The organism is Agrobacterium sp. NPDC089420 (assembly GCF_044900305.1).
GTDB lineage: Bacteria > Pseudomonadota > Alphaproteobacteria > Rhizobiales > Rhizobiaceae > Agrobacterium.
In genome coordinates this window covers 276,370-292,282 of sequence record NZ_JBJDMY010000007.1, presented here as the reverse complement: position 1 = coordinate 292,282, position 15,913 = coordinate 276,370, and the positions used below count along the sequence as shown (strand labels likewise).

Here is a 15,913-nt window from a genome sequence, read left to right as displayed (position 1 = left end):
TTCCGGCCTCAACCGGATCACGGAAACGCTTCTCTCTGCTATCGTTGTTTTTCCGGAACGCTCATGTGCTCCGGACTTTGCCGGACGCCTATTCCGCCGCCGCGACCTTGTCCTCACGTCCGACCAGCCGCTCGCGCAATTGCCGGGAAACGGTGAACTGAACGTCCGAGAGCCGGAAATAAAGCTGCCCCGCCTCGTCATGCACGGCGATATCCACCAGCAGGCTCGCCTGCGTCAGGGATTTTATCGTCATCGAAAGAAAGAACGGCTGGCCGAAATTGAGTGCGGCAAACCGGTCGACGCGGCCGATGGCGGAAGGCAGCCCTGCGTAGTCGCTGCCCAGGATCAGCCACAGCCACGGCGCCTGCAGGAAGACATCGCCCAGATAGGCATTAAACGACGAGGTGCGGAACTGTCCCTGCATGGCTTCTTCCACCGGCGCCAGCTCGCAGGCGAGCGTCAGACCGTGATCCCCGCCATTGAGCACCTGCCGCAGGCCGCGGAAGCTCGGGCCGTGAAACAGGAGCGGGCCTTCCTGCGGCGTGCCGTAGAGCGGGTAACCCAGTGGCTCGTCATCCCTCGTGAGATCGAAGGCACCCAGACGCGGACGAAGGCTCAGCTCACGGCTCAAGACCACGGTGCCCGCATAACGGCTCTGCCGTTCGGAGCCCGTCCGGCTATAGACGGAGATCGTTAGGGCGCGCCGGTCGCCGCTTGCGGGATCCGGCATGTCGGCCGCCGGTTCGATCTGCGCCTCCAGCAGGCAGGTTTCCCCCGCCTCCAGCGTGACGCCCTTCAGAACCTTGAAACCGAGCAGGGTTTCAAAACGATAGCCGGGCAACATGTCTTCCGCCAGCTTCACCAGCCAGCTGGCCGCCGCCGTGGCCGGCAGGACGTAGCGTCCGTCGACCATGTGATCGGCGAGGAAAGGCGCCGTGGCAAGATCGATCCTGCGCTCCACGAGACGCGGCGCCTGCAGCGTCTTGACCGTCCGGACGCTCCTGTAGCTGTCGCCGCCGACGAGGATTTGCGGAGCATCGCCGCAACCGAACTCCTCGGCGAAGAACCGCGTCCCCGTCTCCACCGGAATGATCGCCAGCCCGCGCTCGCCATAGGCTTTCTTGAGCACGTCGTTGACCATGCCGCTGTCCCACGGACCCCAGCCGATGCTGCGCACGAAGGCATCCGGATAATGCGCCTTGAACATATGCGCGAACTTGTTCAGAGCCTCATTCGCCATCGCATAGTCGGTCTGCCCGGCATTGCCGAAAAAGCCCGATACCGATGAGAAGAGCACGAGCTGCCGGATGGCGTCCGGCTGCAGCGCCTGCATCAGATTTTGCAGCCCCCGCACCTTGGTATGGAACACTGCGCGAAAATCCTCAGCCGTCTTTTTTTCGATACGCTTGTCGGCAAGCAGGCCCGCCCCATGGATGATACCGGTTATCTTGCCGAAGCTTTGCTCGACCGCGGATATGGCGCGATCGACATCCTTCGCATCGGCGATGTCGCAGGTAAAATAGGCCGCCCTGGCGCCAAGCTCTTCGATCTTCGCCAATGTTCGCCGAATCTGCACCGCGTGGCGAATACCGTTCAGCATTTTTTCGATTTTCACCGGTGTCGGCTGTTCGCCATCGGCCTGCATTGCCGCAATCGCGGCCGCCTTGAGGCCTTCATCGCCCTCGATACCCTCTGCCCATGCGGGCAATGGCATGTCGATATCGGTGCGTCCCAGCAAGGCGAAACGGACGGGATGGCGCTGCGCCAGGGCGATCACGCAATCGGCGGTGATACCGCGCGCACCGCCGCTGACGAGAAGCACGCTATCGGCCCCGAGCGCGGTTTGCCGCTGCTCCATTCCGGGTTCGGCCCGGTTGACCAGGGTCATGCGCGCGCCGTCCGGGCCGCGCCCCACCTCCGCCAATGCGGTTTGTGGGTCTTCCAGCTCTTCGATCAGGATGTCGGCAGCGTCCTCATCGGGCAGCGCCGGATCGATATCCACGAAGCGGCAGAAAACTTCGTCCCACTCGGCGGCGAGCGATTTCGACAAGCCGCCGAGACTTGCGCCGATGACGTTGAACAAGCCCTTGCCAGACGTTCCGAGAGCCCCATCGCACCGACCGACGATGAAAAAGGCGTTGCGCGCGCCGATGCCGGTCAAGCGCGGCTGAAGGACCCCGGCCAGCGTGAACAGCGTTTCGGCGGTCTCGTAACCCGTCTCCGCAAAGACCTCACCGATCGATGTCGCCACGTTTGCCGGCTGGAGATGGATAAAACCGCCAACCGGGCCTTCCGCCTGTTCGATTTCGGCAATCAGGGCTTCGATGGCCACCCTGCCGCAATCCTGCAGATTGTAATCCTGCACGCCGTCGAGCACCGAGACGGACGCTGGCTGTTTGGCGGTCTTCCTGCCTTTCGCCGGCCGGGCCGCAGCGGCCATCCGAAGGCGCGCAACCTTCTGCCCCGAGGCAACGAGACGGGAGGCCACCGCTTCGCTCAGTCCCTTGCCATCATCGACAAGCAGCCATATCCGGTCGGCGTCGAGGGTCAACGGCATCCTGTCGGGCCGGGCAAGGTTCTGACGGACCACACGGTGACGATAGACGGCGGCTTTGGTCATGACCGGCTGAGCAGGAAGCGCGGATACGTCCTGCTCAGCCGAAGCTTTTTTTGGCTGCGACACCTCCGCGTCGGAAGTATCGGACAGCTTGGTGGATGTCACCACCCCGAGACGTTGCAGCGTCACAACCGAGGCTCCGCTGGCCGCGGCTGGATTGACGGATGCCGCCGGGATCGCCGCAACCGAAACCGCCGCAACGGCCGGAGATGCGCCTGTGATATCGGCCAGCAATTCCTCGACCGTGCGCAGGAAGAACTGCGTCATCTTGCGGATATTGCTCATGGTTTCGATATCGAAATTCTCGTCGTTGCGGTTCTTGTCCGCATCCTCGAGCAGTCGCGTTCCATTCGACAGCCGGTCGAACATCGCGCCGAAAATCTCCAGCCGCTTGATGGAGTCGATGCCGAGATCGGCCTCGAGATCCATCTGGTCGCCGATCATGTCCACCGGATAACCCGTGCGCTCGCTGACGATCGCCGTCAGTTCGCGGATCAGCCGCTCTTCGGTGATGGCTTGGAGAACAGCGACCCTCGCCTGATCCTCGGCACTGAGGATCGGGACCGAAGCGATCGGCGTCGCTGTTACGACAACGGGTGACGTCGCTTTGACCGCTGCCAGCAATTCCTCGACCGTGCGCAGGAGGAACTGTGTCATCTTGCGGATATTGCTCATGGTTTCGATATCGAAATTCTCGTCGTTGCGGTTCTTGTCCGCATCCTCGAGCAGTCGCGTTCCATTCGACAGCCGGTCGAACATCGCGCCGAAAATCTCCAGCCGCTTGATGGAGTCGATGCCAAGATCGGCCTCGAGATCCATCTGGTCGCCGATCATGTCCACCGGATAACCCGTGCGCTCGCTGACGATCGCCGTCAGTTCCCGGATCAGCCGCTCTTCAGTGACGCCTTCGAGAATGGCGATTCTCGTCCGATCCTCGTCGCTGAGGACGGGAACCGGAACAGCCGGCGCGGATATCTGCGGCGAAACGATACGCGGCTCGGACATGACCGGCATCTGCGGCTTCGGTGCGGCTATGGAAGCGATCGGTGAAGGAACCGGCGCTTCGGCGGCTGCGGACACCACCATCGGCGCCGACGCAGAATTTTCCTGCCGCGTTGCGGCGACCGGCTGCGCCGGCTTCAGCAGGTCCAGCCTGTGGGCCGGAGAATGCGGCAGGCTGCGAACCACTTCGCCGCTGATCAGCGACATCTGGTTGTCAAAATAACGCTCGTGATTGAGGTGGTAAAGCTCCTGATTGCGCTCCAGCAATTGCAGGCTGCGGGCAAGGCTGGCGGTCATGCTCTCCATTTGCGGATGACCGTGGAATTTTTCCAGAAGGCTGTGCTGCTTGCTGACCAGGGACCCCAGCATGTTGATATATTCGCTCTGGTTGGTCTGGAACTGCTGGTGAAGCTGGCTGAGCAGATTCTGGCTTTCGATCTGCCTGTCCATCTGGTCCGGCTTCGAAATATTCTCGAATTGGCTGGTCATTGCTATCTCGATCCTGTCAGTGTCATGGGAGGGCTGAATGGAGGAGGACAAAGGGGGGAAGGAAGGATGGCAGTCCGCAACCGGTGCGAAAAACGGCACGGCCCGCGCGGTTTGAGGCACGGTCTCGACGACCGGGGAAACGGTCGGCCGGGGCGTCGATCCGGCGGCACGGTCGGCCAGGAATTTTTCCACCACGGCCGTATCGTGCCGCAGCGCATGCTCCCGCCGCCTGCGGTTTTTCTCGGTCAGATAAAAACCGCCCTGAAGTCTGACGCTGGTCGCGGCCCTTGCCGAACCATCCTCAGGCGGGCGCGGACGGGCATAGGGATCCGTTCCGGCAAGGGCCACGCCCTCCACCACCAGTTTTGCGAGCGCCCGGCGCAATTGCAGGGCTTCCTCGCCACTGGCGCTGGGATTGAGCGAAACCACCGCATGCGGCTTGCCCTTTAATATGTCACCGGTCAGTTTGCCGAGAATGCCCTTCGGACCGATCTCGACGAATAGATAACCGCCATCGGCATGAAGCCGCTCGATCATCTCCCGGAACCGCACCGGTTGAACCAGCTGGCCCGCCAAGGCATCGCGGTAGAACGCGGGATCGTCGCCATAGCGTTCTGCCGTCGCACTGGAATAGAGCGCGCAACGCGGGGCTGAGAATTCAATTCCGGCAATTCCGTCGCGGAACGGTTCCGCCGCATGCCTGACATAGGATGTGTGGAAGGCCGTCGAAACCGGGAGCGTCTGGCACCGGCGGCCACGCTCTGTAAGCCAGGCCTGGGCGCGGGCGATCGCGTCGGTCGCGCCGCCAAACACCAGCTGCTCCGGCGCATTGTCATTGGCTATCGCGATATCCGGCACGGCCGCCAGCAGCGCCTCCGCCTCCTCGCGCCTTATCTGTGCCGCCAGCATCGCCCCCGGATCATGAAGCCCGCTCGGGGTCTCAACCGCCCGGCCGCGGGCAAGCGACGCCCTGTGAAAATCCACATCCGAAAGCACACCCGCCGCCCACAGCGCGGTTAGTTCGCCATAGCTGTGTCCGGCAACGAAATCCGCGGCAAAGCCGAGCCGCGTCAGCAGCTGGAAATAACCGGCACTCACCGCGCCGATCGCCGGCTGTGCATTGGCGGTGCGGGTGAGTTCGCGGCTCTGCCGCATGGCCTCTTCATCCGAAAAGGCCGGTGGCGGATAGATCACGCCCGACAAGGCGGGCAGGCCCGCTTCCGCCGCCACCGCATCCGCAGCCTCCAGGGCCTGGCGCAGCTCGGGATAATCGATGGCGACACCGGACCCCATATTGACATATTGTGCCCCCTGCCCCGGAAAGAGCGCGACGACGCGGCCTGCCACCGGGGCCGCCTCGGGCCGGTAATAAAGACCGGCCGGGTGTTCGAAACCCTGATCGGAGCCGGATTGCAACAGCACCAGGGCTTCTTCCAGCAGCGCGCACGCCTGTTCGGGCGTCGCCGCCGCAAAACCGAGGCGGGCGGATTGCGCAGGCGGCGCAAGTCTTTGACCATCGGCCAGATGAGCCTCGAAGAACGCCGCCGCCCCCTTCCCGGAAAGCCTGGAAAGGGCATCCCGGCACGTCGCCTCCAGCATCGCCGGATTTGCGGCATGAAACACGCAGACATCCGCCACGCGGTTCAGCCGATAGGTCTGTTCGCGCGTCTCCGCTTCATATTCCTCGAGAATGACGTGAAAATTGGTGCCGCCGAAACCGAAGGCGCTCAAGGCGCCGCGGCGCGGCCCGTTGCCGGGCGGCCGCAGCCATGGCCGCGCCAAGCTATTGACATAGAAGGGTTTTGACAGAATGTCGGCGGGGTCCTCGACATTGATCGTCGGCGGCAGGACCTTGTGATGGAGGCCAAGCGCCACTTTCATCATCGCCACCGCCCCTGCCGCGCAGCGTGTGTGCCCGATCTGCGATTTGATGCTGCCAATGGCGATGGCGTGTTCCGCGTCGACGCCCTGCTCTTCGCAGAGCCGGAGCAGACTCTTGATCTCCGTCTCATCGCCGGATTCCGTGCCGGTGCCATGGGCTTCGATCAGCTGAATATCGGCAAGCGTCAAACCGGCCTGGCTGTAGGCGCGCTTCAGCGCCTTCACCTGCCCTTCGGAACGGGGCGCGAAGATGCTCTTGGCGCGACCGTCGCTGGAGGCGCCAAGGGCGCGGATCACCGCATAGATGCGGTCACCGTCGCGCTCGGCGTCGGCAAGGCGCTTCAGCACGAGATAACCGACGCCATCCCCCAGCATCATGCCGTCCGATTTCCGGTCGAAGGGTCGTGAGCGGTTGCTTTTCGACAATGCGGGCGTCTTGCTGAAGCAGAGGAACGAAAAAATCGAGTTTTCGAGATTGATGCCGCCGGTCAGCACGGCATCGCAGCTGCCATCGCTCAGTTCGCCGATGGCGGCCTTGATGGCGGCGAGACTGCTCGCGCAGGCGGCATCCACCATGTAGGACGTGCCGCCCAGGTCAAAATAGCTGGCGATGCGGCCGCAGGCCACGTTGCCGAGAAACCCCGGAAAACTGTCCTCGTTCCATTCCAGCGACAATCCCTGCAGGCGTTCGACCGTTTCCTCCGCCACCTCCGCGGACAGGCCGCTATTCAGCAGAATCCGGCGCAGAAACGGAATCTGCTGCCGCACGGCAAGCGAAAACGCCGTATTGCCGTTGCCCGAACCGCCCAGAATGACGCCGATACGGTCACGATCGATCTTTTCGGCACCATCGCCCAGAAGTCCGGCATCCGCCATCGCCTGCTTGGCGACGTGCAGCGCGAAAAGCTGGGCCGTGCTGATCGATTGCAGCATCAGCGGCGGCAGCTTGAAACCGGCAGGATCGAAATCGATCGGCGGCACGAACCCGGCCTTGCGGCCGTAGACCTTGTCGGCCGCGCGCGGATCAGGGTCGTAAAAATCCTCCGGCCGCCAATATTCGACCGGATCGACCGTCTCTATGTCGCGGATCGCATCATGACCGTTCACGATGTTGGACCAGAAATCATAAAGATCGGCCGCGTCGGGAAAATGGCTGGCCATACCAACAATGGCGATATCGAGAGGGGGCGGCGCGGGATTACGGTTTTGCAGCATCACAACAATAGTCCTTCCCTGGGGACGGAGAGCATCACTCCCGTCAGAGACAAGAAAAATCAGGATGTAATTCAGAATTTAAGGCCGTATCGCATGCAGAATTACGATAAATACTCCGGCTCACGGACTATTAATGCGAAATAATTCTCAATTCATTTCGTCTTTATGCGTCTGCGGCCGTATAAAACACATCTTCATTCATTTGAAAAGCATTAATATACTTTGCGTTGAAGTTTTCATAATTCAGACATCTTTGGTTGAATTGATGAAAATCAGCTGTCGAAAGCCACGCTTCAGCCGTCGGATTTTCCCGTAAACAGACGCTGACCCACAGCCACCTTTGGGCGGCTGCCGGAGCCATGGAATGGAAAACCGCAACCGGGTTTTCGGCAGGCGTTCCGCGCGGACCTAAAGCCCGGCCGTTGCAGGCGGCGGATTTTGCCTGGTCTCGATCGTTTGGCCGGGAGAATGTCCTGCCGATAGAAAACGACCGATAATCAGATGCATCATGTCGGCCTCTTCGAGCGGCCGGAAATCGGGATCGACCGCCAGACGCGAGAAAACACCGTCGATCAGTGCGGCAATCCAGGTTGCGGCCCGCTCGGCATCAAGATTGGCGTCAATCTGGCCGCGTTCCATTCCCTTGCGCAGCAGATCGGCAATGCCTGCCCGGATTTCCTGGTCGGCAGCCCTGACAAGCACATGAATGGCGGGGTTGCGGATCGCCTCGGACGCGATTTCCAGCACCAGCCGCGCATAGGTGGGGTCGGTGGCAAGCTCCAGCGATGCGTCGACAAACCCCAAAACTGCGCCGAACTGATCGTCCGCCGCGCCAAGCTCGGCGAAATAGGCGGCGGTTTCCCGCCGCTCTTCGGCAACGATCGTTTCGATGATCGCTTCCTTGCTGTCGAAATAATGGAAGAGATTGCCGGAACTCATGCCGACGGCCGTGCAGATCTGCGCGGTGGTGGTCTGGTGAAACCCGTTTTTTGCAAAGCAGCTAATGGCAGCTTCCAGTATCTGCTGCCGCTTGGCTTCATGCTTCGCCGGATCCAGCTTGCGGGCCATGATCGCTCCCATAAATTAATTGAGCGCTTAGTCCAATAATTATAACGGGGCGGCCTGTCAACCCGTTGCCTCCCCGCTGCGGCGTCGGCAATCCGTCAAACGCTCAGTTCAAACCGCTCGCATTCGCGCAGGAAAGGCAGTCTTTCCCTTGTTTCATCGAGCATCCGGCGTGACAGCCGCTGCTGGTGCACGGTAACGTTCACATTGGCGTGAAAACATATCTCTCCCAGCGGATCGATCACCATGCTGTCGCCGTCATAGGCAAGGTCATTGCCGTCAATGCCGACACGGTTGACGCCGATGACATAGGCCTGGTTTTCAATGGCGCGAGCCGGCAGCAGGCTTTTCCAGTGTGCGGCGCGGCGGGCGGGCCAGCTCGCAATGTAAAGCGCCACGTCATATTGGCCGCGGTTGCGCGACCAGACCGGAAACCGCAGATCGAAGCAGATGAAGGGCGCGATGTTCCAGCCCTTCAAATGCACCACCTGCTGCGCCTGCCCGGGCGTGTAATGCGCGTGCTCGCCGGCATAGGTGAAGAGATGGCGTTTGTCGTAGTGGATGAGCGCACCGTCCGGACTGGCCCAGAGCAGGCGGTTGAAATAACGGCCCTCCTCGGCGATCGCCACGCTTCCGACGATGTCGGCGTCATGCCGGCGGGCGGTCTCCAGCAGCCATTTAACCGCCGGCCCGTCCATGGGTTCGGCCACGGCCTGCGGATTCATGCTGAAGCCGGTTGTGAACATTTCCGGCAAAACAATCAGATCCGTCTCGCCGATTTCATCCAGGTGGCGGTCGAACTGCTGGAGGTTTCGTTCGGGGTTTTCCCAGGCCAGATCCGCCTGCACCAGCGTTATGCGAAGATCGTTGTCACCCATGAATATCTCCAAAAATGATCTAACGGCAGATCAGCCAGGTACGGACGAAACTGCCGGTCACCGAAAACCGGATATGGAAACGGCTGCCGGCCGGAAGCGACCGATGCAGCGGACGTGTCAGTTCCAGTCGCAATGCATCGCGGCCGGGTTTTTCGAAAAGGCGTGCGGCGTGAAAATCGAAATGACGCCCGACCAGCGGATAGAGCGCCTTGAACAGCGTCTCCTTGGCGGAAAACACCAGAAACGGCAGCACGCGGCCGTCGCGCCGTTCCCGGTCGACGATCAACTCCCGCTCCATCGTATCGAGGGCACGTTTCAGAATGACCCCCGTTACCGCGCCCGGCTCCATCTTCTCGATATCGACACCCACCCTGGCCTCGCCATCCGGCGTCGCCATGCCGACACATATGCCGTGTGAATGGCTGATGGAGCCGGATATGCCCGCTGGCCAGACCGGTTCGCGCCCGTTGCCAATGGCGATCGGAACGGCCGGACAGCCCAGAAAAATCATCGCCGCCTGTCCCAGAAAACGTCCTGCGAGGAACTCCGCCTGTCGCTTGGGAACGGCGTCGGCCAGCAGCGCCGGCATCGCCACGCCCAGCCTGTCGAACAGCGCCGGCCGGTAGAAGGACAGATGATAGTGCGCTTCCAGCGCAACGACGTTTTCCGACCCGGTATCGAAAAAGGCCGGACAGGACAGAAAACCCTCCGAGCGGGCCGCAGCGGCGGCGATATCGTCCCGCATGGCGGGCGCGGCGATGGGGAAGACCAGCTGACCGGGGCTCATCCGTGCCCCCTCGACATTTCGGGTCCGCCGCGCACCTGGCGTTCGGCCCCTGCCCGGTCGTCGGCCGTCACCGAGGTGAGGCGCTGCAGCCCGCGCCCCAGCCAGCCGCGCAGATCATCCATATAGGTGAAGACGACCGGCACGAAAACGAGGCTCAACAGGGTAGAGGTGATGAGGCCGCCAATGACCGCAATCGCCATGGGCGCGCGGAAACCGGCATCCGCCCCCACGCCCAGCGCCGCCGGCATCATGCCGGCAACCATGGCAAGCGTGGTCATGATGATCGGGCGGGCGCGCTCGACGCCGGATTCGACCAGCGCCCGGTGGCGATCGAGCCCGCCATGGCGCTTCTCGATGGCGAATTCCACCAGCAGAATGGAGTTCTTGGTGACGATGCCCATCAGCATCAACAGGCCGATGACTGCCGGCAGATCCAGCGCGCCGCCATAAAGCAGCAGGCCGACGATCGCCCCGCCCACCGAAAGCGGCAACGCCACAAGAATGGTGATCGGCTGGAGAAAATCCTTGAAGAGCACGATCAGCACCGCCAGCACCATCAGCAGGCCGAACAGCATGGCGGCGCTGAAGCTCTGGAACATTTCGCCGATATATTCGGCATCGCCATATTGCACCTCCCGCACCCCGGCCGGCAGTAAGGCCATCGCCGGAAGCGCATGAATGCGCTCCAGCGCCACGCCGAGCGGAATGCCGGCAAGATCGGCGCTGATTGTCACACGACGCTGGCGATCGAAGCGGTTGAGCTGGCCCGGCCCCTCCGATACCGAAAGATCGGCGATCGACATCAGCGGCACGTTGCCATTCGCCACCGATACCCTGAGCATGCCAAGCGTATCGAGATTGCTCTGCGCCTCTCTGTCGATCATCACGCGGATCGGCACCTGCCGGTCGCCAATATTGAACTTGGCGGAATTGGCGTCCGTGTCGCCGGTAGTGGCGATGCGCAGGACGGTCGCGATCGACTGCGTGGAAACACCGAGCCGGGCCGCTTCATCGAAACGTGGCCTGATCTGCAATTCGGCGCGCGGCAAGGGTTCGACGGTCTGGACATTGGCAATGCCGGCGACGCCGCGCATCCCGGTCTCGAGGGCCAGTGCCGCGGCCGCGAGCTTTTCCGGGGCGTCGCCGACGAGAATGATGGAAACATCGCGCACCGCATTTTCATTCTGGAACGCGAAGCGGATATTCGGCGTGCGGGCGATGAGGCCGGCGGCGACCAGCTCGAACTGGCGTTGCGAAAGCGTCCGTTCGGAGGATGGCGCCAGATTGACCAGCAGCGAGGCGCGGGCGACGTCCGGCCCGTCATCCGTGCGGCCGACGGAGGCGAAGATGCTTTTGACCTCCGGCATTTGCCTGAGCGCCGCCGTTACCGACTGCACGGCGTCATCCGTATCGCGCAACGTCGATTCCGGCGGCAATTCGATCTGGATTCGCGACAGGCTGCGGTCGTCGCTGGGCAGGAAGCCCGATGGCAGCAGCGGAACGAGAAGGAAGGAGCCGACCAGCACCAGAACGCCGATGCCGCAGGTTTTCAGCCGGTGGCGCAACGCAAGCTCGAGAAGGGAGACGTAAGCCCGGCCCATGCGCGATTTCGGCGCTGCATGCTCCTCCACTGTCACCGCCTTGGGCGCCAGGATATAGGCCGCCATCAACGGCGTGACGAGACGTGCGACCAGCATGCTGGCCAGGACGGCGACCGAAACGGTAAGCCCGAACTGCTTGAAATATTGTCCGATCACCCCGCCGATGAAGCTGACCGGTAAAAACACGGCGACAATGGTGGCGGTAATCGCGAGAACCGCAAAACCGATCTGGTCGGCGGCGTCGATCGACGCCTGAAACGGTCGTTTGCCCATATGCAGGTGGCGGTCGATATTTTCCACTTCGACAATGGCGTCATCGACGAGGATGCCGATCACCAGCGTCAATGCCAGCAGGGTGATGCTGTTGAGGGTGAAATCGAACCACAGCATCACCGCGAAAGTGGGCAGGATCGACAATGGCATGGCGACGGCGGCAATCAGCGTCGCGCGCCAGTCGCGCAGGAAGAAAAACACGACCACGACCGTCAGCACCGCTCCTTCGATCAGTGTCTCCATGGCGACCTCATAGCTCGCCCTCGTATAATCGACCGTCGAAAGCACGCGGTCGATCTCGACGCCCGGATAGCTGTCGCTCAGCCGTGCGAGGGTGGCGGTCACGGCGTTCTCGACGGCGGTGTCGCTCGATCCCCTGGCCCGGAACACCGAGAAACCGACGACCGGTTCGCCGTTAAGACGCGACAATTCTCGCGGCTCGGCCGATCCGTCCGTTACCCTGCCAAGGGTGGCGAGCGTCGTCCATTGGCCGTTGGGAAGGCTGATCGGCCGTTCGGCAAGTTCGCCGGCGGTGATCGCCCCGCCGACCGCACGGATCGACTGTTCCTTCTCATTGAGCCGGCTTCTGCCGCCCGGCACATTGGTATTGAACGCCTGCACCTGGTTGTTGACGTCCTCGGCAGTGATACCGAAAGCGATGAGTTGATCGGGGTCGAGCTGGACGGTGATTTCGCGGTTGACGCCGCCAAGCCGCTGCACCCGCTGCACGCCCTTGGTCGTCAGGAGTTCGCGGGCGACCGTCTCGTCGACGAACCACGACAGATCGACGGGCGACAACTGCGGCGCGCGAACGGCGAAATAGAGGATCGCCCCGCCCTCGACATCGAGGCTGGCGATGAGGGGCTCCTCGATGTCCCGCGGCATTTCCGTGCGAATCTGCGAAACGGCCTGCCGCACGTCATTGGTGGCGCGGGCGGTGTCGATGCCGAGCTGAAACTCCACCGTCGTCGTCGAAAGGCCGTCACCTATGGTCGACTGGATGTGCCGTATGCCGGCCAGACCGGAAATCGCACCCTCGACCCGCCGGGTCACCTGCGTTTCCAGTTCGGCCGGCGCCGCACCGGCCTGGGCGATGGATACCGTGACGATCGGAAAATCGACGCGGGGATTGGCATTGACCGGCAGCTTCAGAAAGGACTGGATGCCGACGATGGTCAGCAGCAGAAAGAGCACAAGCGTAGGGATCGGGCGGCGGATGGCCCAGGATGAGATATTGGTCATCAACGCCCCTCCCCATTTTGAGCCATCTCCTCCACGCCGACGATCTGATCGCCGTCACGCAGGAAGGCGGCGGCACTTTCGACGACGCGTTCAGCCGGTTCCAGCCCGTCGAGGATTTCGACGACGCCGTTCTGCACCTGCCCGAGGCGAACGGTGCGTCGCGCCACCCGGGCGTCGGCATCGACCACAACCAGCTGGGCGGCGCCCTCACGGCGCAGCCGCAGAGCCGCCTCCGGAACGGAAACGAGGAAGCGGCGCTCGCCGAGATCGACCTTGCCGCGGGCGAATGCGCCGGCGCGCAGATCGGCCGCCGGAGGGACGGCGATCCGCACGATACCAAGACGGCTCTGGGTGTTGACTGCGGGTTCGACCACACGAATGCGTCCCTGGATGGGCCGGCTCACGCCATTGACGGTAATCGCCACGGACTGGCCGGCCTGCAGCGACGGCAGCACCCGTTCCGGCGCTTCCGCCAGAAACTCCAGTTCTCCGTCCTGCAGCAGGCGGAACAGAGGTTCGGCGCTGTCGGGCATGGCGCCGATGCGGGCATGGCGCTGGGTGATGATGCCGGGTTTGGGCGACAATATGTCGGTGCGCTCAAGCTCGAGGCGATTCTGGGTAAGCTGCGCCTGCGCGCCCGCCAGTTCCGCCCGCGCGCCTTCGATCTTCGCCTTGGCGGTGGCCGCCGCCGCGCGGCGCTGGCCAAGCTGCTCCTTGCTGACGCTGGAGCCGGAAAGGCCTTCGGCGCGGCGCAGGTTCTCGCTCGCCTCGATCTCCGCCGCTTCGGTTTCGGCAAGGGCGGCACGGGCGCGGGCGACGGCGGCCGCCGTCTGCTGAACCTGGGCCGCAAGCGTCTTGTTCTCCAGCCGTGCCAGCAGCTGCCCGGCGGCGACGGTATCGCCGACATCAACGAAGACCTCGACGATCCGCTGTCCCGTTACGGCCGTGCCGATCGAAATATCGTTGCGGGCGGCGAGGAGGCCGGCGACATCCTGACTGGCGTTGAAAGCGAAGGGTGCTGCGGCAACCACCGAGACATGCGGCAGCACGCTTCCAGCTTCGGCATTCTGCGCGGCCGCCGGCGTGTCTTTGCCGGGCAGGATCAGCCAGACGGCCGCCCCGAAAAAAGCAATAGCGGCCAGCGCCCACCAGAGCAGCCCGCCGGCGGAACCGCGCCCGCGCGTTTCGAGAGGTGCAGGCCCGGCGGGGTCGGAGGAATTTGGGGAAAGGGAATTCGGTTCGGTCATGACGGTACGGGTCCGGATGGGAAATTGATCGGGATTGGAGAGTTGCGACGGCGCTCCGGTCACGGCGGCGACCTACCCATCATCCGTGCCGCCCGGCTGAAGAGAACCCACGGCATCAGCAGAAAAAGCGTTGCCGTCAGCCCCCAGAGGAACCAGGCGGAACCGGCAGCCTCGACCCCGAAACCGGCGACCAGCACGGCAAGCGGTGTCGCCATCATGGCAATTGCCGCAGTCGTTCCAAGCACGCTGCCCCGGATCGAGGCCGGCGCGCGTTTCAGGAACACGGCATTGGCAAGCGGGCCAAGCGCCCCGGTCGACAGGCCGATCAAGACGGCTGCGACAAAGAGATAGGGTCCGGTCTGGAGAAAGGCGATCAGGCCGATCGCAAGCGTGGCGCCCGATATGCCGGCCAGAAGCACGGCGCGACCGTTCCAGGCGTGCCCCCATACGGCAAAAGTGACAGCCGATAAGGCCGCCCCTGCCCCGGAGACGGCAAGGAAGAGACCGAGGTCCAGCACATCCGCGCCACCTGCCTTGAACAGGACCGGCAGAATGACGGCGTTGAGCGCCCCGAAAACCGCCAGCATCACCATGGCGACGACAAGCAGGAGGCGAAGCAGAGGCTCCGACAGAAGGAAGCGCAGGCCCGCAAGCGCCGCACCGCCTTTGTCCGGATCGATGGTTCTGCGCCGTTGGCGCGGCAGGCAGATGGCGCCGATGAAGGCAGCAAGCAGGGAACAGCCCGCCGTGATCAGCAGGGCATATTCCATGCCGAAAGCGGCGATTGCGATGCCCGCGACGGGCGGACCGAAGATCAGCGCGGCGTTTTCCAGCAATTCATCGATGGAGGTCACCCGCTCGATCGGCATGCGCGCGACACGGGCAAGCTCCGGCACCCTTGCGTCATGCGCGATCATGCCCGGTCCGTCGAGAAGCGCCCCGATCACGATCAGGCCGATCAGCAGGCCGATATCCAGTTGCCCCGTCATCATCAGCAGGGGGATAGCGGCAACGCTCGATGCGCTGGCAAGATCGGCGGTAACGGCAACGACACGGGAGCCGAAACGGTCAACGACAGGCCCGCCGAAAAACGCGCCGATCACCAGGGGCATCATGCCTGCCGCCGCCGCAATGCCGGTCCATGCGGCATTGCCGGTCAGGGAAAGCACGATCCATGGCAGCACGACGCCGGCCACCGCATTGCCGAAAAGCGACAGGCCACCGGCGACGATGACACCATAAAGCGGTGCCCGGCTTCGCGGCAGGCAAAGCCCGCGCAACCCCTCTCCCGAACCAGCGGCGCGATTACCGCAAGCGGACGCAACGGCTATCGCCTCGGCGGTGCTGCTGTCTGAAGGCATCACGATCTCCAGGTTTCGCCGATCCGGCATTGCCGGCAAGGCTGACGGCGGCAGATGATCTCGTCTCATCGCGGACTGAAAGGAAGCAGACGGCCGAACCGGCAGCCCCCCGCATTCAGTCTTTCAAATTCATTAATTAAGTAGTCAGTCTATTTATTTCAAAATACGGTTTCCTGTCAAGCCGGCCCGCGAAAAATGCTAGAAGACATCGAGCCAGAATCGAGCCTGACGGCGCGGTCTATCTGTTTTCCGGCG

7 protein-coding genes are annotated in these 15,913 nt (G+C 62.9%); all 7 read right to left on the bottom strand.

Annotation, left to right across the window (positions count from 1 at the left end):
• Positions 1 to 88 precede the first annotated feature (88 nt).
• Positions 89 to 7,204, bottom strand: coding sequence for an SDR family NAD(P)-dependent oxidoreductase (locus ACI2KA_RS14000; RefSeq protein WP_404502953.1), 7,116 nt, complete (start codon positions 7,202 to 7,204; stop codon positions 89 to 91).
• Between the two features lie 408 nt (positions 7,205 to 7,612).
• Positions 7,613 to 8,272 carry a TetR/AcrR family transcriptional regulator gene (locus ACI2KA_RS13995; protein WP_404502951.1) on the bottom strand — a complete coding sequence of 220 codons (660 nt, stop codon included), beginning with the start codon at positions 8,270 to 8,272 and terminating at the stop codon, positions 7,613 to 7,615.
• A gap of 95 nt (positions 8,273 to 8,367) precedes the next feature.
• The gene (locus tag ACI2KA_RS13990) at positions 8,368 to 9,147 is read right to left on the bottom strand and encodes an amidohydrolase (RefSeq protein WP_404502949.1); all 780 of its coding nucleotides are present in this window, start codon (positions 9,145 to 9,147) and stop codon (positions 8,368 to 8,370) included.
• A 19-nt stretch (positions 9,148 to 9,166) separates the two neighbouring features.
• Entirely contained in the window at positions 9,167 to 9,934 is a 768-nt protein-coding gene (locus ACI2KA_RS13985; RefSeq protein WP_404502947.1) for a 4'-phosphopantetheinyl transferase, read from the bottom strand.
• Positions 9,931 to 13,050 (bottom strand): efflux RND transporter permease subunit, encoded by a 3,120-nt coding sequence (locus tag ACI2KA_RS13980; RefSeq protein WP_404502945.1) that lies wholly within the window; start codon positions 13,048 to 13,050, stop codon positions 9,931 to 9,933. The genes ACI2KA_RS13985 and ACI2KA_RS13980 overlap by 4 nt, the downstream gene beginning before the upstream one ends.
• On the bottom strand, positions 13,050 to 14,297 hold the full coding sequence (locus tag ACI2KA_RS13975; RefSeq protein ID WP_404502943.1) for an efflux RND transporter periplasmic adaptor subunit: 1,248 nt from the start codon (positions 14,295 to 14,297) through the stop codon (positions 13,050 to 13,052). Before ACI2KA_RS13975 ends, ACI2KA_RS13980 begins: the two co-directional genes overlap by 1 nt.
• Positions 14,298 to 14,356: 59 nt before the next feature.
• Positions 14,357 to 15,658 (bottom strand): MFS transporter, encoded by a 1,302-nt coding sequence (locus tag ACI2KA_RS13970; protein ID WP_404502941.1) that lies wholly within the window; start codon positions 15,656 to 15,658, stop codon positions 14,357 to 14,359.
• Between the last annotated feature and the right edge of the window lie 255 nt (positions 15,659 to 15,913).